The organism is Kineococcus radiotolerans SRS30216 = ATCC BAA-149 (assembly GCF_000017305.1).
GTDB classification, from domain to species: domain Bacteria; phylum Actinomycetota; class Actinomycetes; order Actinomycetales; family Kineococcaceae; genus Kineococcus; species Kineococcus radiotolerans.
Window position 1 is genome coordinate 4,550,172 of the sequence record NC_009664.2, and the last position, 23,405, is coordinate 4,573,576.

At 70.6% G+C, this 23,405-nt stretch carries 17 protein-coding genes and 2 pseudogenes; 9 read left to right on the forward strand and 10 right to left on the reverse strand.

What is annotated here, in order from left to right; translation table 11 throughout:
- Nucleotides 1–357: 357 nt before the first annotated feature.
- Nucleotides 358–1,594, forward strand: a pseudogene (locus KRAD_RS25320) (IS3 family transposase).
- Nucleotides 1,595–1,747: 153 nt separating this feature from the next.
- Here the strand turns inward: KRAD_RS25320 and KRAD_RS27330 are convergent.
- From KRAD_RS27330 to KRAD_RS24715, 5 genes and pseudogenes are all read right to left on the reverse strand, one after another.
- Nucleotides 1,748–2,110: pseudogene (locus KRAD_RS27330) on the reverse strand (DUF4396 domain-containing protein); the annotation flags it as partial.
- 138 nt (nucleotides 2,111–2,248) lie between these two features.
- Nucleotides 2,249–4,225, reverse strand: coding sequence for a diguanylate cyclase (locus KRAD_RS24710; RefSeq protein WP_162145151.1), 1,977 nt, complete (start codon nucleotides 4,223–4,225; stop codon nucleotides 2,249–2,251).
- A 249-nt stretch (nucleotides 4,226–4,474) separates the two neighbouring features.
- On the reverse strand, nucleotides 4,475–4,777 hold the full coding sequence (locus KRAD_RS21705; protein ID WP_041292337.1) for a hypothetical protein: 303 nt from the start codon (nucleotides 4,775–4,777) through the stop codon (nucleotides 4,475–4,477).
- 452 nt (nucleotides 4,778–5,229) lie between these two features.
- The gene (locus KRAD_RS21710) at nucleotides 5,230–5,913 is read right to left on the reverse strand and encodes a PAS domain-containing protein (RefSeq protein WP_157873699.1); all 684 of its coding nucleotides are present in this window, start codon (nucleotides 5,911–5,913) and stop codon (nucleotides 5,230–5,232) included.
- A gap of 539 nt (nucleotides 5,914–6,452) precedes the next feature.
- Complete coding sequence (locus KRAD_RS24715; RefSeq protein WP_012087854.1) at nucleotides 6,453–6,908, reverse strand: helix-turn-helix transcriptional regulator; 456 nt, start codon at nucleotides 6,906–6,908, stop codon at nucleotides 6,453–6,455.
- Nucleotides 6,909–7,578: 670 nt separating this feature from the next.
- On the opposite strand from KRAD_RS24715, the gene KRAD_RS21720 reads away from it, so the two are divergent.
- The 5 genes from KRAD_RS21720 (at nucleotide 7,579) to KRAD_RS21740 (ending at nucleotide 12,437) form a co-directional block, all read left to right on the forward strand.
- Entirely contained in the window at nucleotides 7,579–8,337 is a 759-nt protein-coding gene (locus KRAD_RS21720) for a SipW-dependent-type signal peptide-containing protein (protein ID WP_012087855.1), read from the forward strand.
- Nucleotides 8,334–9,026 carry a signal peptidase I gene (locus tag KRAD_RS21725; protein ID WP_012087856.1) on the forward strand — a complete coding sequence of 231 codons (693 nt, stop codon included), beginning with the start codon at nucleotides 8,334–8,336 and terminating at the stop codon, nucleotides 9,024–9,026. Before KRAD_RS21720 ends, KRAD_RS21725 begins: the two co-directional genes overlap by 4 nt.
- A gap of 190 nt (nucleotides 9,027–9,216) precedes the next feature.
- Nucleotides 9,217–10,353, forward strand: coding sequence for a hypothetical protein (locus KRAD_RS26225; protein WP_012087857.1), 1,137 nt, complete (start codon nucleotides 9,217–9,219; stop codon nucleotides 10,351–10,353).
- An 86-nt stretch (nucleotides 10,354–10,439) separates the two neighbouring features.
- Nucleotides 10,440–12,053 (forward strand): choice-of-anchor G family protein, encoded by a 1,614-nt coding sequence (locus KRAD_RS21735; RefSeq protein ID WP_157873700.1) that lies wholly within the window; start codon nucleotides 10,440–10,442, stop codon nucleotides 12,051–12,053.
- Between the two features lie 186 nt (nucleotides 12,054–12,239).
- Nucleotides 12,240–12,437 (forward strand): hypothetical protein, encoded by a 198-nt coding sequence (locus KRAD_RS21740; protein ID WP_041292340.1) that lies wholly within the window; start codon nucleotides 12,240–12,242, stop codon nucleotides 12,435–12,437.
- A 599-nt stretch (nucleotides 12,438–13,036) separates the two neighbouring features.
- On the opposite strand, the gene KRAD_RS21750 is transcribed toward KRAD_RS21740, so the two are convergent.
- The 4 genes from KRAD_RS21750 to KRAD_RS21765 form a co-directional block, all read right to left on the reverse strand.
- On the reverse strand, nucleotides 13,037–13,378 hold the full coding sequence (locus tag KRAD_RS21750) for a hypothetical protein (RefSeq protein ID WP_012087861.1): 342 nt from the start codon (nucleotides 13,376–13,378) through the stop codon (nucleotides 13,037–13,039).
- The gene (locus KRAD_RS21755) at nucleotides 13,375–15,426 is read right to left on the reverse strand and encodes a putative bifunctional diguanylate cyclase/phosphodiesterase (protein WP_012087862.1); all 2,052 of its coding nucleotides are present in this window, start codon (nucleotides 15,424–15,426) and stop codon (nucleotides 13,375–13,377) included. Before KRAD_RS21755 ends, KRAD_RS21750 begins: the two co-directional genes overlap by 4 nt.
- A 207-nt stretch (nucleotides 15,427–15,633) precedes the next feature.
- Entirely contained in the window at nucleotides 15,634–16,002 is a 369-nt protein-coding gene (locus KRAD_RS21760) for a hypothetical protein (protein ID WP_012087242.1), read from the reverse strand.
- A 350-nt stretch (nucleotides 16,003–16,352) separates the two neighbouring features.
- Nucleotides 16,353–17,456: a GGDEF domain-containing protein gene (locus tag KRAD_RS21765; RefSeq protein ID WP_338033947.1), complete on the reverse strand. Its 1,104-nt coding sequence runs from the start codon at nucleotides 17,454–17,456 to the stop codon at nucleotides 16,353–16,355.
- 461 nt (nucleotides 17,457–17,917) lie between these two features.
- Between KRAD_RS21765 and KRAD_RS21770 the strand changes: the two genes are divergently transcribed.
- From KRAD_RS21770 to KRAD_RS24720, 3 genes are all read left to right on the forward strand, one after another.
- Nucleotides 17,918–18,994: an EAL domain-containing protein gene (locus tag KRAD_RS21770; RefSeq protein ID WP_162145152.1), complete on the forward strand. Its 1,077-nt coding sequence runs from the start codon at nucleotides 17,918–17,920 to the stop codon at nucleotides 18,992–18,994.
- Between the two features lie 185 nt (nucleotides 18,995–19,179).
- Nucleotides 19,180–19,353 carry a DUF1059 domain-containing protein gene (locus KRAD_RS25330; RefSeq protein ID WP_012087865.1) on the forward strand — a complete coding sequence of 58 codons (174 nt, stop codon included), beginning with the start codon at nucleotides 19,180–19,182 and terminating at the stop codon, nucleotides 19,351–19,353.
- A gap of 556 nt (nucleotides 19,354–19,909) precedes the next feature.
- Complete coding sequence (locus KRAD_RS24720) at nucleotides 19,910–21,811, forward strand: diguanylate cyclase domain-containing protein (protein WP_049821349.1); 1,902 nt, start codon at nucleotides 19,910–19,912, stop codon at nucleotides 21,809–21,811.
- 395 nt (nucleotides 21,812–22,206) lie between these two features.
- Here KRAD_RS24720 and KRAD_RS24725 read toward each other — a convergent pair whose 3' ends face one another.
- On the reverse strand, nucleotides 22,207–22,818 hold the full coding sequence (locus KRAD_RS24725; protein WP_049821350.1) for a GAF domain-containing protein: 612 nt from the start codon (nucleotides 22,816–22,818) through the stop codon (nucleotides 22,207–22,209).
- Nucleotides 22,819–23,405 lie beyond the last annotated feature (587 nt).

Here is a 23,405-nt window from a genome sequence, read left to right on the forward strand (position 1 = left end):
GCCGGGTGTGGGAGCCGTGCTGGGCGGAGGGCTTGCCCGAGGGGGCTGCCCCGGCTTCAGTTGACCCTGGTGGGTGGGGGCGGTCAGGTCGCGTGAGCGGCTTGGAGGGGCGTCTCATACTTGCCCGGTGTCAGTGCACCTGGCACGAGCTGACGGCGCCGCCGGTGCTAATCGCAACGTATCGGTGCTTGCGCCTGGGCTGGGACTGGGGGCCTGGGAGGAGGCGCCGCGCTGGTGCGGTGCCGCGTCGGGTCTGTCGTGGGCTCTTCTCCCGGTGGGGCTGGTGGGGCACACTGTGTCGAGGCCCGGCTTTGATGGAGACCTGCAAGTGACGCCTCCGAGAGGATGATGGTCTCCATGGCTGCGCCCAGGAAGTACCCCGACGAGCTGCGTGAGCGAGCTATCCGTATGGCGCTGGACGCGCGCCGCGACCCCACCACCCGGGTCAACGCCTTCAAACGCATCGGCGGCCAGCTCGGCATCAACGCCGAGACCCTGCGCAACTGGGTCCTGCAGGCCGAGGTCAACGCCGGCGACCGGCCCGGTACTACGACCGACGCCGCGGCTCGCCTGGCCGAGCTCGAGCGGGAGAACCGTGAGCTTCGCCGAGCCAACGAAATCTTGCGCCGCGCATCGGCTTTCTTCGCGGCGGAGCTCGACCGCCCCTCTCGCTGAGCACCTGGCCAAGCACCGACCGGGTCGTCGAGTTCATCGACACCAACAAGCAGGAGCTGGGAATCGAGCCGATCTGCCGTGAGCTGCAGATCGCCCCCAGCACGTACTACGCCGCCCGCCACCGACCACCCTCGGCCCGCGCGGTCAGCGACCAGGCCGCCCTGGTCGAGATCAACGAGGTCCACGCCGAGAACCTGCGCGTCTACGGAGCCAGGAAGCTGCACGCAGCCATCAACCGCCGCCGCGCCCAGCGCTGCCCACCGGGCCAGACACCGGCCCGCATCGCGCGCTGCACCGTCGAACGCCTGATGCGCTCAGCCGGACTGCACGGGCTACGCCGCAACGGTAAGCCACCACGGACCACGGTCTCAGCCGCACCCGATCAGCGCCCGGACTTGGTGCAGCGGAGGTTCTCCGCTGAGCGTCCTGACCGTTTGTGGGTCGCCGACATCACCTACATCCGCACCTGCTCGGGCTGGGTCTACGCTGCGTTCGTCACCGACGTCTGCACCCGGCGGGTCGTGGGCTGGCAGGTCGCCACCCACCTGCGGACCGAACTGGCCCTGGACGCGCTGCAGATGGCGTTCTGGGCCCGCCGGCGCGAAGGCGTGGACCTGACGGGGCTGACGCACCACAGCGACAAGGGCGTCCAATACGTCGCCGTTCGCTACAGCGAGCGTTGGCCGCTGAGGGTGCGGTCGCCTCCGTCGGTTCTACCGGTGATTCCTACGATAATGCGCTGGCGGAGGCGTTCAACTCCCTCTTCAAGACCGAGTGCATCCGCAACCCTCACGTCCCCGGCCGCGACGGTCCCTGGCGCGGCATCGACGACGTCGAGATCGCGGTGGCGGAGTACGTCGACTGGTACAACCACCGACGCCTGCACGGCGAGCTCGGGATGATTCCGCCGGTGGAGTAGGAGGCCCGCTTCAGCACCACTCCCGCCCTGACGGGCGGCTGAGCGTTGCTTCACACCCTCCATCAGACCCGGGCCTTGACATTCTTCTGGCACAGCCAGCTTCTGCCCTGCCGCCCCAGGGTGGCGCAAAGGCTGATCGGCGGGTGCTCGGTGGTGGTAGGCGTGCACCTCGGCATGGCCCTCGCCGCGGCTGATCATCCAGCGGTTGACCGGGGTGGTGATGACGAAGGCCAGAGTCAGGGCTCCGGGCGGCGAGGCCCAGAACAGCCACGAGCTGATCCCGGCGTCGAGGGTACCGGGGATGGTCACCATGGCGGTGTTGTCGATGACCTCCATGACGGCGATGGAGAGGGTGTCGGCGGCCAGGGCGACCTTGAGCGCGCTGCGGAAGTTCACCTCGGCACGGCGCACCCCACGCATGGTCAGCGCGTGGCCGAAGATGAAGGCCAAGGCGATGGAGAGCACGACATTGCCCGCGTCGTGCTGGATCGGCGATGCGCCGATGACCACGGCGACGAAGGCGGAAGCCCAAGGGGCTGATCGGGCTGCGGTTCTACTCGGAGTTGAAGGCGATCTCGACTCGGTGAGCCTGTTGAGGAAGCGAGATCGAGCAGGATGTCAGAGGGGGGAGGCTGTCGTGTCGGTGGTTCAGTCTCACAGGAAGGGTCGAGGGACTAGGCGGCCGCCTTCGTCGGCGAGGACGGTCCGATCGCGACCATCATTCTTGCCCTTGTACAAGGCGCCGTCGGCGCGGTCGAGGACATCTGCCGCGTCTTCGCCGGGTCGCCACTGCGCGAGTCCGATGGTGGCGCTCTGTCCGTGGGGGACACTGGCGCGGATGCGGTCGGCGACGGTCACGGCGTCGGTGGCGCTGCACCCGGGCAGGGCCACGACGAACTCCTCCCCGCCCCAGCGGGCCAGGGTGTCGACCTCGCGCAGGTGCGTCGCCGCGGCGAGAGCGAAGGAGCGCAGCAGCTCGTCGCCGGCAAGGTGGCCGTGGGTGTCGTTGTAGGTCTTGAAGTGGTCCAGATCGATCAAGGCGAAGGTCAAGTCCGCTGCGGGGCCCGCGCCGGCACGGGTCGCGTGACTGATCTCGTGCTGGGCGACCTCGTCCCAGCGCCGGCGGTTGGTCAGCCCGGTCAAGGCGTCGTGCTGGGCGGCCTGGGCCAGCTGGACGAGCAGGTCGGCACGTTCGATGGTGTGCGCGGCTTCCCTGGCCAAGGTCTGCAGCATGGCGGTCACCGTGGCGGGCAGCTCATCGACGCGGCGACGCCAGATGATCCCGAGCACCCCCAACGCCTCCCCGGAGCTGTTCAGCACCGGCTGCCACACCCCCGAGACGGTGTCCGAGGCGGCGATCATTACCGGGTCAGCCTCGGGGTGGTGGGCGACGTCAGCGACGAAGACCTGCCGACGGGTGCGCAGCGCGTGCAGGGGAAGGCCAGTGGGGCTGCTCATGGGCAAGCTCAGCTGGGTGCCTGCGGCGAATCCGGTCATGGCAGTGGAGGTCAGGTGGCCCTGTCCGTCGGGTTGCATGAGGTAAGCGGCCTCGGCGTCGGTGATCTCGCGTGCAGCCTCGGCGATGGCCTGGTGCGGATCCGCGGAGCAGACGACGGTGCGCATGACCCCAGCCAGGGCCTCCACCTGCCGGGTATGGGCGCTCAGCTCCTCGCTGCGCTGGGCGAGCTGGGCGTGGGTCTCCTCCAGCTGGACGTGAGCCTGTTCCAGTCGCGTGTGGGCGGCTTGCAGCTGCGCCTGCCGCTGACGGGCGGCGGTGACGTCGTGCAGGGCCAGGACGGCCCCCAGGACCTCACCGCCGGCGCCGACGACGGTGCGCCCCGAGCAGGTGATCGAGACGTCGCCGCGTCCGGCGGCGCGCAGGACCATCTCGACATCATGGACCACACCTTCGCTCAGGACCCGTTGCAGAGGCAGGTCCTCCCCGTCCAGCGGTGTGGTGCCGTCGGCGCTGAACAGCCCGTAGGTGCTGGCGTGCGCAGCGGGCGGTAGACCGGTCCGCGGTGCTCCCAGCCAGTCGCGGGCGGTGTCGTTGAAGGAGACCAGCCGCCCGTCGGGATCGGTCACGACGATGCCGACGTCGACGCTGGCCAGGACCGCGGTGTTCAGCTCCGCGCGGTGCTCGGCCTCGGCCATGAGCAGTTCCACCAAATCGCGCTGCTCCTCGGCCTCCGCGACCAGCTGCGCGTTGGTGGTGGCTTGGCGGCGCCGCTCGAACAGGGCCACCACGGCCCCGGCCAGGTCCTGCAGGGCGGCCAGCTGTTCGGCGCGCAGCCGGCGCGGCTCCTCGTCGGCGGCGCACAGGGTCCCCAGGGCGTACCCGTCGGGGCCGAGCAGGGGGATCGAGGTGTAGGAGCGGACCGCTCCGAGGCGCCCGTCGACCCAGGGGTGGTCGGCGTAGCGGGGATCGAGGCTGAGGTCGGGGACGTGGAGCGCTTCCCCGGAGGTGAAGTGGGTGGCGCACAGCGACTCGCTGCGTGCGATGGGCCGCCGCGGGACGCCGATCGCGCTGAGCGGGCAGTGGCGGTGGGCGTCGATGAGGTTGACGGTCACGGTGGCTGCCCTGGTCACGACGGCGGCGACACGGGCCAGGGCGTCAATCTGTTCATCCACGTGCCCGTCGGACGTTGCCTCAGGCCTCATCCCGGGTGTGGGGTCGAGGAGGCCATAGCGATGTACCGCAGCCACGCGACGTGCCTCGGCTCGGTCGGTGTTCCCCTCCACCTGAGCAAACATCGGCATTGGCACCTGCCTTCTTGACCCGGTGACCCCGCAGACTGGGAGTGCAGTGTTTGCGTGAGGCAAGTGCATTCCGGCTAGGACAACACCCCGGTCAGCCCTTCAAGCCGTGCTCACCAGCGGTCAAGTGGACCGAGAGGGAGGCGGCGGTGATCGCGGGGTGGCTGAGGTGCGGACAGTGCCCAGAGGCGTCGAGGGTGACGAGGGGGGCGTGGGGCGGCGGGCGGCGACGTCGCGGACGGCGGTGTCAAGGGCGAGGACGTCGGCGCGGTTCTGCAGGACGAGGACGGGGGCGGTGACCTCGGTGAGCAGGGCGCGGGAGTCGGCGCGGAAGGTGGCGCGGGCGAAGTTGCGATCGGAGGGAACGACCATGACGACCTGGCGGACGCGGTCGGGGGTGGGCAGAGCGACGCGGGCGGCGATCATGGCGCTGACGCTGTGCCCGCGGTGCGGAGGACACCTGGTACCAGTGGTGTGCAGCTCGTGCCTCCACTGGAGTGCTCACCAAAGCGTTCCAGCGGGTCGCCTGGCCTGACCGGAGATCCTTGAACCTGGCCACCTCACCTCCAGCGGTGAGTACCACCGGTGCCCAGGTGGGCCGCTCCGTGATCGCTCGCCGTTCATCAGATGGGTGTCCACTGACCTGCCCGCGAGGACCCTCAGCGCGGCAGTGCCGTTACGAGGCGAAAGGAGAAGCGAGGGGCGGCGGTGTGAGGAGGGGTGTGAGGAGGGGTGTGAGGAGGGGTGTGAGGAGGGGTGTGAGGGGGGGTGTGAGGAGGGGTGTGAGGGGGGGTGTGAGGGGGGTGTGAGGGGGCGGTGTGAGGGGGGGTGTGAGGGGGCGGTGTGAGGGGGCGGTGTGAGGGGGCGGTGTGAGGGGGTCAGCTGGGTAGAGCAGCGATGATGCCGACGATGCGAGGTCCGCTCCCGGCGCTCGAGTCGATGACGCGTCCGCTGCTGAGACGCCAGGCGTAACTTCCGTCGCTCATGCGCGTTCGGTAGCGCGCTTCGTAGCGCTGGCGGGTGTCGAAGGCCCGGCTCAGGGCGTCGGCGATGCGCTCGCGGTCCTCGGGGTGGACGTGGTGCGCGAGCTGGTCTTCTAGTGTGGCGCCGTCTGTGGGGTGGACGTCGAGCAGGGCGGCGCACTGTTCGTCCCAGGACAGCCTCCGACTGCGGTGGTCCAGCTCCCAGGCACCTGCGCCGGGGTGGAGCAGCGCGCCATCGGCTAGGGCGCTGGGAAGGGCTGAGGGAGGTAAAGCGTTGCCGGGCGGGGTGGAGGTGACATCGGCCGGGACGTGGTTGCTCGGGACGTGGTCGTCCGGGGCTGGCTCGGTGAGCTCCAGCTTCCTGAGAGAGATGTCGGCGCTGCGGGTGGTGAGCCACGCGGTGAGGGCGGGGGGAAGCAGCTGCCAGGAGGAGGGGCCAGCGTCACGTAGCAGCTGCAGCAGCACCTCGTGGGTCAGGCCGTCACTTTGGACGAGTAGACCCTGGTCTCGCCCGCGCTCGTCGTCGATGAGGACTGCATCGGTGAAGATCGACAGGGTGGGGTCTGTGGTGGGGGGCATGTCATCGCCCCACATCTCGTACACGGCGTCGCGGACGCCGCGGGCACGAGCCTGGCGACGCTGTTCCGTCTCCGGGGTACCCATGCTTCCCTCGCCACCTCACTGCTGTCCTCACGCCTGCCGGACAGCGTTGTCCCCGGCGGTGCCGCGCTCGACACCGCTGTGTTCCACCCGTGGTGTTCGACTCCCTCGTACCCGCTGGCTGTGCGCAGTCGGGCGGCGACGTGTCTGCTTATCGGCTCATAGTGAAGGGCGATGCGCGGCGGTGTCCATGCGTTCTCAACTTTGGCTGCGGCTGTGGACCCGCAGGTCAGGCCCCCTTTCGAGGGTCATGGCAGTGACCGTCGGTTGGGCAGGAAGGAGACCTGCAGGGGAGCAGCAGAGGGGCAGACGCAGGACAGGCGCAGACGCAGGACAGGTGTGGGTCCGGCCCCGGCCCTGGAGGGAGGCCACGAACGGCGCCGCAGTGCTGGGATACGGCCGGGCGGGTGCAGCGAAAGCCTGCAGCTGCAGCTCGCTGCGTCCTCTCCTGCTCGCAGCTACTCCGGTTCCCGCTCGCCGCTGCGTGGGTGCTCGTCGATCGGCGGCTGGCCGGCGGCGGGGAGGTGTCCGGCGCGGCGGGCGGCCTCGACGGCGGCGGTGCTGCTGCGCACACCGTACTTTCGGCGGATGGTGGCCAGGTGCTGGGCGATGGTGTTGGCTGAGCGACCCAGCCGCTCGGCGATCTGCGCGCCGCTGAGGCCCTCGGCCACCAGTTGCAGCGTCTCAGCCTCCCGAGCGGTGAGCCGGTTGACGCCAGGAGAGCTGTGGGCAGGGGCCATGTGCTGCTGCAGCCTGCGCAGCTCCGACTCCATCTGCTGCAGCTCCGACTCACTGATCATCACGACGCGCTCACCGCTGCGCGCCTGCAAGTACATCCGGCGATCCCCGGCGGCGATGGCGTCGAGCAGGTGCGGCCACAAGGCGCTCGCGAGAGCTTGGTCGGTGTCGTGCACGTGGTGCCACCTCCCTCTGCGTCTCGTCTGAAGAGCGCCGCTGCTTCATCAACGACCAGTATCCAGCCCCGCTGGCGGGCCAGCCCCACCTTCGCAGTCGCAGCGAGCCGCCGCACCTGCGCATCCACGGTCTGCGACCCGCCACCTCGTGTCTGCTGCGTGCTGCGCTGGGCCGGCGCTGTTCCGGCCTCGGCATCCTGGCCGGCGACCTTGAGCCTCTCACCGGTACGTAACGGTATCTACGGCACAGTCCGTGCTCAGCCAGCACTCACCAGCTCGTCCTCATGCCTGGCCGGAGCCACGGGGAAGCGGTCGGGCTTGGACGCAGCAGGCTGCTCCAAGAACGGGGCGGGTCTCGGCACCCGCTCCGACGTCGATCTGCCGGGCTTGGATCCGTCACGCTTTGACCTGCCGACTTCGAAGCCGGCGGAAATCTCCTCGAGGTCCCCCGGGTCCCGCCCGGCTCCACCCGCTCTCCGTCCGCCCAGCGGCCATGCGCTCGCAGGAGACGCGGCAGTGGGACCCGGACGGCGTCACCCGATTGGCTTCATGTTCTGACGCTCAGTGCCGAAGTACTAGTTAAGACAGCTAGTACACCCGTCAGACGCCATGCCCTGCCCGACCGACGTCGGTGAGGACCCAGCCAGCTGGACCGCGACAGGAGAACATCGTGACCAATCCTCAGACCCCGAGCACTCCCCGAGGCGCCGACCTCACGGATGCCCTGGACATGCCGAAGCTCCCTGCCCGTCACGCCGGTCTCGGACGCTTGCGGGCTTCCGGCCGCTGGGCCAAGACCCGCGCCCTGCTCGCCGGCGGCCTCGTCCTGGGCGTGGGCGGCTCGGTCACCCTGGCTGCGTGGACGGACACCGAATGGGTCTGGGGCGGCACCGACGGCGCCGGCGACATGGCCACCGCCAGCTTCGCGATCGAGCAGAACGTCTGGAACGGCACCTCCGGCGCGGCGGTCTGGCGCGACGGTGCTGACGAAGCCAACGCCGGCCAGCTGAACTTCACCATCGACGCCGCCAACCTCATCCCGGGCAAGACGGTGTACGCGCCGATGCAGCTGCGTACCAAAGCCGGTTCCGAGGCAGGCTCCCTCCAGCTGAATGGCGCTGTCCTTGCTCCTGGGGGTTCTCAGACCCTGTTCGAAACGTTGCGCTACACCGTGGTCACCGGCGTCGCCAAGGCCGCCTGCAGCGCCACCAACTTCTCCCTGCCCACCAGTCTCAGCGCCCGCCACGTCGTCGATGCCACCTTGAGCACCCCCGCGACCCAATCCATCCCGCTGGCGGCTGATGGTCCCAGCAGCGCCGGCAACGCCGTCGACGTCTGCTTCGCCATCACCCTGCCGGCCACCGCTGACAACACCATTCAGGACAAGACAGCCAGGCTGTTCTGGAAGTACGACGCGGCGCTGGCATGAGCCTCCAGGACAGGCGGACGTTGCAGATGGTGCAGGCGCTGCAGACGATGCAGAAAAAAGAAACCTCGCTCACGCAGCAACAGCCGGCCACGCCGCCGACGCCGAACACCAGCGCCCAGTCCGCTGCGCTGGTCGACTCAGACGATGCTGGACCGGGCGAGCCCAGGCTGCGGCACTGGGTCCGCGAGACGGTCTTGACCGTAGCGGCACTTGGTGGAGTGGTCTGCCTGCTGGCCATCGCCGCGGCGGTGTTCTGCGACATCACCCTGGTGATGTTCCGCACCGGGTCCATGAGCCCCACCATCCCCGCCGGCGCGGTCGCCGTGGTGCGTGCCGTTCCCGCGGCTGAGGTGGTGGTCGGTGACGTGGTCACCGTGGAACGGCCAGACGCGCTGCCCGTCACCCACCGCGTCCTGCGGATCGCGCCGAACCCCAACGGGCCTGCCGCCTCTCGGCTGCTGACCCTCAAGGGTGACGCCAACGCCACCGCGGACCCGGTGCCTTACGCGGTCAGCGACGTGCGCCGGGTCATCGTCTCCCGAGCGCACCTGGGGCACTGGATCAACCGGGCTCGATCCCCGCTCGCTCTCAGCGCCACCACGCTCCTCGTCGGGGCCCTGGTGACGTGGACGTTCTGGCCGACAGCAGCCACGGCGCAGCCGCCAACTCGGTCGGGGATTCGTTCCTAGCTGCGGCCCTGCACGCCGCGCCGCCGCTGGTGGAGTCGAACTTCAGCAGAGCTAGGCACGTCATGACCCTCATGACCCCCGACCGACACCGTGCCCCACTACGAGCGGCAACAGCTAGTCGATCACAGCGCCCCAGCAGCCACGGTGACCACGGTGACCGGCAAATCTCACAGCAGGAGGAGGTGACCAGATGCGCCATCGTGGATTCGCCGATGTCGACCGTTCGACCCGCCGCCTTCTCGGCCCTTGGCTCGGTTCGAGAATCGGCGTCCTCACCAGCGTCGTGCTCATCACTGTGGCCGCCGGTACCGCGGGTTCCATCGCCCTGGCTTCTAGCGCGGTCGCCGACTCTACGCCGCCGAAGCTGCGCCTGGACTCGCAGTTCACCCGCCACGGACCCGCCACTCTGGCCCCGGGCCGACGCATCCACTGGGAGATCGAAGCCACCCTCGAAGGCGGGGCGGTCGGCGCACTGGAACTGCAGGTCGCCTCCGAAGGCGCCCTGGTCACCCGCCCCGACGGGCTGTGGATCCAGGTCCGCACCTGTGATCAGCGCTGGCTGACCAAGCCCGCCCGCTGCCCCGGCAACCTGCTGCAGCTGCTCGCCCCCCAGCGCCTGGCCGACGTACCGGCGGAGACGATGGTGCCGGTCGGGAACATCTCCTTGGCCGACTCCCAATGGGTCCTGGTCACCATGAACCTGCCCGAGAACGCCTCCGCGGAGCTGCAAGGCGCCTCAGGGCGCATCGGCATCGGACTCACCGCCTCCGGCGACGACACCGGCGTTCCGACCCCCACGCGCACCCCCACGCCCAACTCCACGCCCACGCCTGAAGGTGCCACCCCGACGGGCGCACCCACAGCCACCGCCCCGGCACCGACTTCCCCGGCCGTTGAGCTGCCCGCAGCGTCTCCGCAGAAACCCATCGAGGAGTCGCCCATCCCGGCGCCTCCTGCGGTGCCCCCCGCAGCGCCCACGTCGGCGCCCACCTCCACCTCGGCTCCCGCCGATGTGCGTCCCATCACGGTGGCACCCCTCGGCGCGTCCCCGGTGAAGGTGACGACGGGATCTGCCGCTCGGGCCGCTGGGGGCGCTCCGAGGTCGGGTGGTGGTTCCATGTCGGACCCGTCGGATCTGCCGACGCGCCTGGCTCGCACCGGGGCCGAACTGGGACCTACCCTGGGCTTGGCTCTAGGGGCCATCGCCGCGGGTCTGCTCCTCAGCGCTCTGGCCCGGCGGCACCGCTCACCTCAGGATTCAACTCAGCGAGCACCTGAGCATGCGCCTGAGCGTTCAATACAACGAGCCTCGCGGGGCCGACAATGACCCGGCGCGCCGCCAGCTGGCGTGCGATCCGTCGGCGCACGGTCGGTCAGCCCCCGGTGAGCCAGCCCCCGGTCAGCCAGCGTGCGGTGAGCCGACGGGCGGTCACCGCTGTGGTCGCGACGACCCTTGCCGCACTGCTCAGCGTCGCGCACCTGGGAACGCTCGGCGACATCGCCGAGACCACCGATGCGTCCTGGGTGGACCGGGAGATGGTGCAGTCCTCCCTGTCGGTGGGTGGACCGCTCAGCTGCGCCACCCTCGGCCGTTACAGGAGCGCCAGCCAAGCGCGGATGACCACTGGTCGCCTGCTGGGACGCGACCTGTCCACAGTCGTGGACGTGGCCGGGGTGTCGGTGACCAACCCGGGGACTGGAGCCAGCGCGGTCCCAGCCACGACGACCCCCGTGGGTGCTGACGCATTCCGCAACAACCTCACCATCACCGCCTTGAACACCGCCCTCAGCACCGACCTGAGCGGAGTCCTCACCCTTCCGCTGGCCGGCACCAACCTCGGCGCCTACGCCCAGTACGCCCGGGCCGGCAGCGAGGGCAAAGCCGTCGCCGCCGCCGGGCTGATCTCCGACACCGGTGCCCTCGCCCTCGGCAGCGCCGCTACCCCCGCCACCCCCGCCAGCACGCCCGCTGGGGATGCCGCCAGCATCGACCTGGCCAAGCTCGCCCCCGCCACCGTCGCGCTGGCTGGGGTCAACCTGGGTGTCGGCGCGGTCGGAGCCCGCGCCGCACTCCAGGGGTGCCAGCTGAGCAGTAACGTCCCCTCAGCCGAGCGCAGCTACGGCATCGCCTCGCTGAACCTCCGGGCCTCCGTTCCGGCGGTGAAGACCGTCGGCACCACCCTGACCACCCAGCTCGGTGCGGTCTCCACCACCGTCGACGGGCTGAAGACCACCCTGCAGTCGACGCTGAAGAACGTCGTAGGTCCTCTGCTAGGAGGTACTGCGGGAACGAGCACGGCGAACATCACCCTCGACCTCGCGGCCTTGAACACCGAACTGCTGACTCCCCTCAGCGATGGGATGGTCACCGTGGACCTGCGCAACGGGCTGGTCACCGTCGATGTGGCCGAGCTACTCAGCGGTTCCGGTGGCCTCAACGGGCAGGCGCCGAACACACAGTTGTTGCTGACCACACTCAACACCACCGTACCCAACCGGGTGACGGCACTGCTGAACACCTGGAAGACGCAGGTCCAGCAGCGCCTGACGGCAGTCCTGAACGCCGCCGCGGTCGAGCTCCGCGTCACCGTGGCCCCGCTGGGACTGGGGACGCCCAAGATCGTCGTCATCAACTCCACGCTCGGTGGGCTGGTGCAGGGCACCGGCACCACCAGCATCGACGGGGCAGCCCCCGCCGGCGGCTTGCTCTCCATCCTCACGTCGTCGCTGCTGCCAGCCCTGGGAGCGGTGGTCAACACCGCCCTGTTCGCCGCTCCTGCCGGCGCGGTTCCCGCCGTGGCGTCCGCGCTCACCCCGGTCATCGCCGCGGTGGCGCCGGCGCTGACTCCGGTGATGGCTGCGGTGACATCGGTGCTGACCCTCACGGTCAACGTGCAAGACAGCCCCGCCAGTGGCGTGCACCGTGTCAGCGCCTTGCGCATCGGGGTACTGGCCTCCACCGCCGCCGGTAGCGAGCTGCGCCTAGCCACCGCCGTCGCTGGACCCGTTACCTCATTGACGCCCTAAGCGGGGCAGGTTCCGTAGACCGACACACAGGCACACCGCGGCGCACAGGAACAGCCAACGGACCCGGTGGGTACGGATGGGTCGGGAACAAGCGGCCTCGCGATGAGACGCCAGAGTCACGCCCGGGCGAGGACGCGGCCATGCCGTTCCATTCGATGGCGGTTCGCGTGGCGACAACGTCGGGCTGTGCTCCGCGGTCAGCGCAGGTTGGCCGGCCTCTACGACGAGCACCAGCCCGGCGCCCTGCTCGCCGTGGGCTGCGGAGACGGGACGGCGCTGCTGCCCACCCTGCAGACCAGGCGGCACCGTCCCGCCCGCCTCGACGTGGTCGAGCCCTCCGAGCCGCTGCTGCAGGCCGCCACCTCCGGGCTGCGCCATTGTTAGGGCAGTGGGCGGGACATCGGGCGGGACATCGGGCGGGACATCGGGCGGGACATCGGGCGGGACATCGGGCGGGACATCGGGCGGGACATCGGGCGGGACATCGGGCGGGACATCGGGCGGGACATCGGGCGGGACATCGGGCGAAGCAGCACGGCGGATGAGTCACCGGCGATACACGCCTGGCCGGTGACGGTCCAGGACTTCCCCACCGAACAGAGCCCCGTCCCGCTGAGTTCCTCGACCGTGTCCGGCGCGGCGCGGAGTTAACCCTGGCTCGTCGGGCGTCGGGGCGTTGTTCGCAGATTCTCCGCGCACATCGCGAGATGACCCGGATGGTCGGTACCTGAGCTCCGGCGTCCTCCGCGGTGCGCGAGCCTCGGGAAGCATTCGCTGGTCACATGGGCAGGAGGACGAGCACCTGTCACGGTGGCCTCACCGAGGAATCGACGGTCTATTAGCCATCCGGGTGGAGCGTGGCGGAGCTGGCTGGTCAACGATCTCCCGCGGTACTCGATCTGCGACTGCGGCACGGGTAGCGGGCTGGACGAGCGCTCCCTCGGGGCACAGTGGGGCACAGCTGGGGCAGACCTGGCTTGTGCTCAGGAGGCTGCGCAGGCGCTTGCTGGGGCTGAGCGGACGAGGGTGAAGGCTTCGGCCATCACGGCCGTATCAGCTGCCCCGGCACGCGTGGTGTTCACGCACTCACCGGTGCGCAGTGAGCCCAGGGACAGGTGCGCCACGTGCTCAGGGTCGAAGCACAGCTGCTGCCCTCCGGTGAGCTGCAGGCACACGGCTGGACCGGTCGAGACCACCACAGCGGCTTCGGAGGTGTGGGCGGGTGTGCGCAGCACGATGACGGCAGCGAACGTGAGCAGGACGGAGACGACGCCTAGCGCGAGCGTCGGCCGGCGTGCACCGGTGTTGCTCTCGGCGATCCTCACAGAACCCGCGATGAGGACACCGCGGCGGCGGTGGCGCTGCCCGCGTCGGGGACCTGGCCGGTCGCCTGGCTGGGGACCGAGCCCGTGACCCGGTCCGCGGCTCGGCCGACGACGTGGTCGGTGGCTCGGCCGACGACGTGGTCGGTGGCTCGGCCGACGACGTGGTCGGTGACGTAGCCGGTGGCGTGGTCGGGGACGTGGCTCGCGACTTCGCGCGCCGGCTGGGGACGGGCGTAGAGGTAGCCCTGGGCGTAGGTGCAGGACAGCTCCCGCAGCACCTGCGCCTGCTGCTCGGTCTCCACACCCTCAGCGACCACGTCGAGGCCGAGGCTGCGGGCGAGTTCGATGATGGAGGCCACCAGCGTCGTCGCGGACCCGCCGTGGGCGAGGTCGGTGATGAAGGACTGGTCGATCTTGACGGTGTCCACCGGCAGCCGCCGCAGGTAGGACAGGCTGGAGTAGCCGGTGCCGAAGTCGTCGATGGCCACCAGCACCCCGGTCGCGCGCAGCTGCGCGAGGCGGGCTGAGACGGCTTCGAGGTCGTCGACCAGGACGCTTTCGGTGACTTCCAGGGTCAGCTGGTGCGGGCGCAGGCCGCTTTCGCGCAGCGCCTCGCGCACGGTGTGCAGGATGTCGTCGGAGGCCAGCTGCACGGCGGAGAGGTTGACCGCCACGCTCACCGGGTACCCGCGCTCCGCGCTCCACGTCGCGGCTTGTGCGGTGGCGGTGCGAAGCACCCACGCCCCGATGGCCAGGATGTCGCCGCTGGCTTCGGCGAGGGGGATGAACTCCAGCGGGGGCACGGTGCCGCGTTCGGGGTGGTGCCAGCGCAGCAGCGCCTCGTACCCCTTCGGCTGGGCCAGTCCGTTGTCTTTCCGGAAGTCGACCGTGGCCTGGTAGTGCACTTCCAGCTGCCCGGCGTCGAGGGCGTGGGTGAGGTCCTCGCGCAGGGACGCCTTGTCGTGGGCGGCCTGCGACATACCGGGGGAGTAGGCCACGAGGCGGTTCTTGCCGGCGGCTTTGGCCCAGTACATCGCCAGGTCGGCGTTGCGCAGCAGCTCGGTGGCGGTGTCCAGCTCGCTGAGCGTTCCGCACAGGGTGGCGGTGTCGGCGGTGCCGAGGCTGGCGTGGACGTGGATGGGCTGCCCGTCCACGTCCACCGGCTGGGCGAGGCTGGCGAGGAACCGCTCTCCGACCCGGCGGGCGGGGGCGGCGCCGCCGTGGATGACGACGGCGAACTCGTCCCCGCCCAGGCGCGCCACCAGGTCGCTACCGCGCACGCAGGCGCGCAGGCGTTCGGCCACCGCCAGCAGCAACTGGTCCCCGGCGGCGTGACCGCGGGAGTCGTTGACGTTCTTGAAGTCGTCGAGGTCGACGAAGAGGACCCCGACCTGGTCCCGGCGAGACAGCACCCGGGTGAGGAACTCGCTGAGCTGGGTGCGGTTGGCCAGCCCGGTGAGGGCATCGCGCAGGCCCTGCTGCTCGTTCAGGCGCCAGGAGGTGAGGTGGGTGGCGCTGGCGGCGAGGACGAAGCCGGCGTGGATCATCATCCACCGCCAGGGGTGGGTCATGGCGGCGTGGTGGTCGTAGACGTCGCCGGGGAACAGCGTGCCGAGCAGGCCGTGGTGGACGACGACGATGAGCAGGCCCACGCTGAAGGGGACCCAGTCCTGGTAGAGGGCGACGAGACCGACCATGACGAAGAAGTGGAAGTGCGCTTCGGTCTGCCCGCTCCAGAACTGCACGAGCACGGTGGAGGCGAGGAAGAGACTGACCGAGGCCGCACCGGAACGCAGCTTGCGGGAGGAGGACGGCGGCAAGGCCAGCAGCAGGGGAGCGGCGACGAGCAGCCCACCGGCGAGGCTGGCCGCGACGCCTTGTGCGCTGAAGGCACCGAAGAGCACCAGGACCAAGGCCTGCAGTCCCGCGACGCGCACGATGGCGCGGTGGCGGCGCTGCCACACCTCATCGGGCAGCATCCGTCCGCGCGGCAGCACCGAGAAGGCGAGCCCAGCGTGTCGACGCGCGGCTTCCCTGAGGGATCTCACGGTGACTCCTTCGACCGTCCGCGAGCCCAGGAGCACCAAACGCACTCGGATGGACCAGGGGTGGCGGCTGCGTCCTCCCGCACTGGATCACCGCGAGAGGAACTCGATGGGAGATCCGGCCGCCCGGACGGCCAGGTCGAGGCGACTCGGCGTGGCCGTCCAGGGGGCGCGGGTGGAGTGGGCTGGCGACGGGTGGTGCGGGTGGTCTCAGATGGCGAGGTCGCGCTCGAGGATCGTCAGCTGGCGGCGCGCCATGGCGAGGTTCGAGGAGTCCTTCTTGAGGACCAGGTACAGGAAGAGGCCCTGGCCGGACTGGGACTGGATGAGGCGGATCAGGTGGATCTGGGTGCCGAGGGTGATGAGGATGTCCTCGATCTGCTCGGACAGGCCCAGGCGCTGCATGGTGCGCAGCTTGGCGCGCACGACGTCGGTGTTGCCGGCGGCGGCGACGTCGAGGTCGAGGGCGCCGCCCCCGACCTGGCCGAGCGACATGCCCGACTCGTAGTCGACGAGGGCCGCGGCGGTGGCGCCGTCGATCTCGAGGCAGGCCTTCAGGGTCGCGTCGACGTTGGTCACGTCTGGTCCTCCACACAAAGAGCGGCACGCCGTACCGACGGCACGGTGTAGTGCTCGTCGGAGAAGCGGCGGCAGACCTTGATCGAAACCGACACATCTGCTCCGTGAGGCCCGTCACAACAACTCGGGACGCCGTGATCGGCGCCGACGCGGCGGAGGCGACCGCTCCGCGAGCGCGATCACCCGGTGCAGGCCGAGGACGACCAGGAGTGGTTGACGGTGGCAGTCGTGCCGGCGACCCACGCGAAGCGCGTGAGGCCAGCTGCCGTCCTCGACTCGTGTCTCACCGATGCGCCTGCCTCGTGAGGTGAGTCGCTGCGCCTGCCTCGGGGAGGAGGAAACGAACCCGTTCAACCTCCCCGCCGGGCTTTGACGGCGTACATGTCGCCGTCCGCGCGGTGCAGGAGCGTCTCGGCGCTGCCGTGATCCCCATCGGCAGCGCCGTGAGTGTCGGTTCCAGCGGCGGGGGTGGTAGCGATGCCGATGGCCACACCGAGCGCGAGGTCGGTGAAGGCGCTGGCCCAGGTGCCGCCGGTGAGGCGCTCGACCACGACCGCGGCTTGGGCGGCGGTGGTGTTCTCGCACAGCACGGCGAACTCGTCCCCGCCGAGGCGGGCGGCGGTGTCCTCCGGGCGTACGCAGTCGCGCAGGTGATCGCCGAAGGACTGCAGGAGCCGGTCCCCGGCGGCGTGGCCGTGGCGGTCGTTGACGGCCTTGAAGTTGTCCAGGTCCAGGTAGAGCACGCTCACCGGCTGGTCGTGACGCTCTCCCCGGGGCAGAGCTCGGTCGAGCTCCTCGAGGAAACGGGCGCGGTTCCACAGGCCGGTGAGGGAGTCGTGGCTGGCCTCGTACTGCAGGCGCCGGCGCAGGTCTTCCCGGTCGGTGATGTCCTCGAGGTGCATGATCAGGTGCTCTCGTCCGGGCGCGGTGTCGCGCACAGCGGAGGTGGTGACCCGCACGTCGCGGCGGGGACCGGTGGCGGTGGCGAAGCGGGTCTCGTGCACGACGGTGTCGACGTCACCTCGGCGCAAGGCGGCGTAGGCAGCCTTCGCCGCTGCCACCAGATCATCGGGGAGCAGGCGGAAGAGGTCACGCCCGAGCAGGTCCTGCGGGGGGTAGCCGAGCAGGGCGGTCATGGCGGGGTTGACGCGCAGCACGGTGCCGTCAGGGTGGCAGACGGCCACGGCGAGGGGGGCGTGCAGGAAGGCACTGACCGCGTCCTCAGCCAGGCCAGCGGACTCCGATGCGGACCCTGGCGCTGACCCCGGCGCGGACTGCGACTCCGGCCTGCTCCTTCGGCGGGGCGCACGTTTCGAATCATGGTCAGCTCCAGCGCGGGGGCCGGCCCTGCGGCCGGTTCCACGGCCCGGTCCGTCGAGGACAGCGTCGTCATCCACCACGTCACCGTGAAGGGTGGGTGGGTGAGTCCGCAACCGGTTCGCTCGGATGTACACCGCCCTGACGGATCCATGTCCCCTTCCGCCACCTGTAGTGCCCTAACGGCAGCAGAGCGCAACCACTGGCCTGCGCCGGTTGGACGGTGGAATGGATCCGAGGGCGCCTCGACCTCTGGTGGGCTCCTCCTGAGCCCGGGGTGGGCTGCTCGTCGCGAACGACGGGCGAGTGGACGTGGACGAGTGCTGGGGGATCAACTGGCTTCATGACAGGACCCACCTCGCCTGGCTTCGGCGCCGGCCGATGGGAGGGGATGGACGCCGCCCCCGCCGCCCCCGTCGTCCCTGCGGTCGATGCGCTGCCTCCCGCTCCGGCGGCCGCCCTTGGCGCGGCACCTGTGCTCCCTGCTTCATCGGAGTCGCCACCGGGATCGCTGCAGCCGCTGGCCAAGCCGTGGCTCGAGCCGTCGGATCCGAGGTGGCGCTCGGCGTTGGAGGCGGTGCTGCGTGATCCCTCCCGCTTGAGCCTGCACAGCCAGCCGATCGTGGAGCTGAGCACCGGCGCGGTGGCCGGCTACGAGGTCCTCTCCCGCTTCGACGCCCGGGCCTCGGGGATCACCGCGACCCCGGACCGGTGGTTCGCCGCGGCGGAGCACTGGGGGGTGAACGCCCAGCTGCAGGTTCGGGTGGTGTCCACGGCGGTGGCGATGCGTCAGGTCCTCCCGCCGGACACGTTCCTCACCGTCAACGTCGAGCCGCACCTGCTGCTGGACGAGCGTGTCGCCGCGGCGCTGCTGGAGCACGGGGACCTGTCCCGGCTGGTGCTGGAGCTGACCGAGCACACCCGCGCCGGTGATCAGCCCGGGGGCCAGGCGAGGCTGCTGGACGTGCTGGAGCAGGTCCGCGCGCGGGGGGCGATGATCGCGATGGACGACGCGGGCACCGGCTACGCGGGGCTGAGTCAGCTGCTGGCGCTGCGCCCGCACGTCGTCAAGCTGGACCGGGAACTGATCAGCGGTATCGACGCCGACCCGGTCAAGCACGCCCTGGTGGAGGTGCTGGGGGACTTGGTGGGGCGGATGGACGGCTGGGTCCTGGCTGAGGGCATCGAGACGGCGGGTGAGTTGGAGGCGCTGGTGGGGTTGGGGGTGGCGCTGGGGCAGGGCTACGTCCTGGCCCGCCCGGCTGCGGTGATGCTGCCGGAGCTGGGTGAGGAGCTGGTGCGCGACATCCAGACATGGGCGGGACGCGCGGAGCTGGACGAGTACGTGCTGAGCCTGGTGCGCAGCGCGCGGGTGGGGACGGACCCTGCGTCGTGCGAGGTGCTGCTGGGGGCGGACGGGCGGGTGCGGGCGGTGCGCAACGCCGGCGCCGGTGGTGGCCGTAGCGACAGTGGTGGGGATGTCGTGGACCCCTCGTCGTGGTCACCGCCGCTCCTGGTGGCGCCCTCGGCGTCGCTGGCGGAGGTGGCCCGTCGGGCCGCGACCCGTCGCCCTGAGGACGTGGGCGCGCCGCTGGTGTGCACCGACGGGCAGGGCGTGGTGGTGGGGGTCGTCGCCGTGGCGGACCTGCTGGTGGCCTTGTCCCGCGCTCGGTAGCCCCCTGTCCCCGATACGGCGGCAGGTGCGGGCTCAGCTGTGGACGCTGATCAGCGCAGGTGGGTGAGGCGGGCGGTCTCGGCTCAAGCAGCAGCGCCGGGACCCGATACCTGAGAACATCGTTCTCCTCGTCGCAGCCTCGGTTGAAGCGCGGTCTGGTCGCCCTATCCCATCTCGGAGTGTTGATGATGAAGAAGTTCCGTTGCGGTGACGTCGTGCCCGGCTGCACCCGCGCCTTCACCGGCTCCGTCGACGAGATCCTGCTGGCGGTGGCTGGTCACGCCCGCGCCGACCACGGCCTGGTGGAGGTGCCGGAGGAGCTGGTGGTGCAGGTGCGCTCGGCCATGGTCGACGCCTGACCCGCTCCGTCGGCGGGCCAGGAGCCGAGCCCGTGCCTGACGGTCGCAGGTTCCGGCTGACGTGTGAACCCGATCGCTCGGCGGCTGGACGTCCACGGCATCACGGGCCGCGGTGAAGTTGGCGAGGGCGGTGAGGTCAGCTGGGTAGGGCTGCGATGACGCGCTCGCTGTCGAGGCGCCGGGTGTAGCTGCCGTTGTTCACGGGTGTGCAGTAGCCCTGCTCGTCGCGGCGTCCGGTGGCGAAGCGTGGGTCAGGGCGGCGGCGATGCTGATGAGTCGTGCGTTGCCTGCCGGATGACTGCGACCCCCGGTCCCCAGGCGTTCGAGCAGGGCTTCGTGGGGCGGTGACGTAAGGGGGTACTTGGCGAGCCGTGGTGAGGTGTGGTCGTGGGGGCCGGCTGGTTGGGGACCTGTGCGGTGTACGGGGTGCGGTGTGTCAGTTGAGCCCGGGGTTGGGCTCGATCCGGTGGCCCGGCGAGGTGAACGGGCTCCTGAGCCCGTCAAGGGCACCCGTCGGGGCGCCGATGTTCGTCCTGTGACGCGACGTGCGCAACGGGTGGCCGCTCTGGTGGACGGTGGGGTGGACTTCCCCCGCCGCCTGCTCGCGGGCCTGTGCGCGCGGCTGGCCCCGACCCAGTGGCAGGTCGTGGCCTACAACACCTGGCGCGACAGGCTGCACGATGCGGACCTGCTCGTGCAGGCGCTGGAAGCAGGACACTTCGCTGCGCTCATCGTGACCCAGCAGCGCAACGCCGAGTCTGAGCGCGTGGCCGTCACCGCTGCCCGGAAGTACCACGTCCCCGTGCTCGGCGTCGGCAGGCGCGTTCCCGGGGCCGTCGCCGTGATGGCCGACAACCACGTCGGCATGTCCGCGCTCCTCGACCACGTCCTGGCTGACGGGAAGGCTCGGCGGCCGGTGTTCCTGCGCGGCAACCCCGGCAGCCCCGACGCCGAGGAACGCGAGGACGCCTTCGTGCAGGGGTTGCGACGTCACGACATCCCTCTCTGCGCCGCGCGGGTGCTCGACTCCGGATTCGACCGCGACCCCGCCTTCCGGGCCTTGAACCGCTGCCTGCAGGACGGCTTCCGCCCCGACGCGGTCGTGGCGGGCAACGACGAAGCGGCCCTGGGAGCCCTTGACGCCGTGGCCCTCGCCGGTTTCCGGGTGCCTCAGGACCTGTCCGTCACCGGCTTCGACGACTCCCCGATCGCCGAGCTCATCGGGCTGACCTCCATCGACCAGGACCTCCCCGCGCAGGGGCGGGCGGTCGCGGAAGCCCTCCTGGGGACCGGGCGCCGAGACGTCGTCGTCGTGAGCGCGGCCCGGCTACGGCGCTCGACGGGTGTGGAGTGCGCTGAGAGCGGCGTGCGTCCCCTGCCGCACCGGGACCGCCTCGCCCAGGTCCACGACCTGCACCGGGTGCTCACGACGTGCAGCTCCGTGGCGGAAGTGATCGACGTGCTGCCGGCGTGGTTGCCGCGACTCGGCATCGACCGCTTCGCCCTCGTGCTGCGCCTTCCCGGCCCCACCAGTGGTGAGGCGCTCGCCCGGGTGGCCCTGCTGTGCTCCGGTGACGTCGTCCAGACGCACTCCTCCGCGCCCTTCCCCGAACGACTCCTCCTGCCCCCCGCTCTCGAGGACGCCTTCCCCCAAGCGGTGGCGGTCAGGACGTTGGTGGGCCCCTCCGGGTGTCACGGCCTGATGGTCCACGGCATCGAGCAGGACGAGCAGGACCGGACCGTCACCGCAGCCCTGCAGGTGGCCCTCGGCCAGGTCGTCGACACCCTCCAGCGCGAGCAGGAGCTCACCCACCGGGCCGAAGCCCTGGGCAGGCACGCGGAACGCCTGGAGGAGCTCGTCGCGGAGCGCACCGCCGCTCTGGAGGCGGAGGTGGCGACGAGGCAGGCGGCCGAGGCGCGGTTGCGCAAGGCCAACGTCGAGCTCGAGAGGCTGAGTTCGATGGATGAGGTCACCCAGGTGGCGAACCGGCGGGCGTTCAACCGCTTCCTGGAGAGCGCGTGGGACCGGGCGTCTCGTGACGGGGAACCGGTGGGGCTGGTGATGTGCGACCTCGACGCCTTCAAGGCCTACAACGACCTCTACGGCCACCTGGCCGGGGACCACTGCCTGCGCCAGGTCGCTGCCGCCCTGACGTCGTCCGCTCGGCGATCTTCTGACCTCGTGGCTCGCTACGGCGGTGAGGAGCTGGTGCTGCTCCTGCCCGGGGCGGGCCCCGAGGCGACCGCCCGGGTGGCCGAAGCGGCCGTCGCTGCTGTGCGCGCGCTCAGGCTGGAGCACGAGCGCGGTCCCCGGGGTCTGGTCACCGTCAGCGCCGGGTGGGCGGTGGCGAACCCCGCGCTGGAGGATGACGAGCAGTCCCTCATCCGCGCCGCGGACACCGCCCTGTACCGCGCCAAGGAGCACGGGCGCGACCGTTGCGTCGGTCCCGGCAGGTAACGTCGCCGCTGGGTCAGCCCTGCGTGAGCATCAACCGTGGGAGACGGGCCTGGGAGGCGGGCCATCCCCGGTTGTCCGGGGGAGTCGAGAACAACCTCTGGACCTGCTCGGTCACCTGGCGTCTCACGGATGCCTCCACACTTCGACGCTGCTTGGGCAGGGATGCTGTTGTGGTGGTCGCGGGGATCACCAGAGCAGCAGCCTTCGCCCGTCCCGTCAACGTGTTCACTCATGGTCCGTCGCCGTTCTCACTCACGACGTGGAGCAGTCGGTACTGGCTGGCGGAGACGCCCCTGGTGTCAGTGCTCAGGACCTGTTCAACGAATCCGACGAGGTCTGGAGCTACTGCACCGAGGTGCTCGGGCACGCTGGGAGTCGAGTCTCTCCGGGCGGGTCTAGCGGTTCAGGACGCCCCCACCCTTTATCTGGCCCTTCACCTGGTCCAGAACCTCACCTCCGATCTGGCCCTTCACCTGGCGCAGCAGAGCCTGATCGATCGCCCGGCTCTGTGCCAGCGCCCGGTCCCCGGCGACGCGGTCGGCTTCCTGACGTTGCGCGTCGGCCTCCTCGCGCAGCAGCTCCGCCGGTGTGCGCGGAGGCCCGCCGTCGCGGTGCAGGAGGTCGGCGGCTTCGGCGGCGGCGTCGTGCAGGACCTGCAGGTCTCTATCGGTGAAGGTGTGGGGGTCTCGGCCCATGACGCAGACGGTGCCGATGACCTGCTGGTGCAGTCGCAGCGGTACCCCGGCGTAGCTGGCGATGGCGAAGCGGCGCAGCAGGGGGTTGTCGCGGTGGCGTCGGTCGCGTTCGAGGTCGTCGATGACGTAGGCGTCGCCGGTGAGGACGACGTCGGTGCAGGGGGCGAACTCCGCGGGCACGGTGCGGACCAGGCGCAGCCAGCCGCTGAGGCCGTGGAAGGCGGGGTACACCGCGGCGCGTTCGGTGAGCACGCTGAGCGTGCTGATGGGCAGGCCCACCTGCTGCGCGACGCTGGCGGTGAGCTCGTTCAAGCGCGCCGCGGTGCCCGGGCGGGGTCGGGTGCCGTACTGCCGGACTACCCGCAGACGTTCCAGGCTCCCCAGTCCCGCAAGATCTTCGTGCACTATTGGCCCCTTGTCCCCGCGTCGGCTGCTGGGCACCGGTGGTGCCTACCAAGCGTTTCGGGGCTGCGTGGGGCGCTCTTGACGCGCACCGGGTGGTCCTGGGGCCTCTTTCACCCCCGCGGCGGCTCGCGTACCCCTACATGGCCCAGCGGTACCCGCGGACGGGTCTGGAGGGTCGCGCACCGACGTGGTGTCGAGCCGTGGTGTCGAGCCGTGGTGTCAGGTCATGACTCCGGATGCTACGAACCACCTCGACAACCCCTCACTCATCAGGAGCGCACGTGGCCGGCTGTCCGCGATGACGTGTCCTGGCGCCCCCTGAGGATCGGTGTAGGCGGAAGACCTCCTGCCCGCCGCCCAACCGGTGCGGTGGCTCAGCAGGTCCTTCTCCATCTCGCGCGGCAGGCCGTGCACCTTGCGGTGCGGGCGTTGCGGCGGGAGCTCCGCGCGCTGCATCCGCGGCCAGGTGTCGGCCATGGTCTCCTCCACCGGCC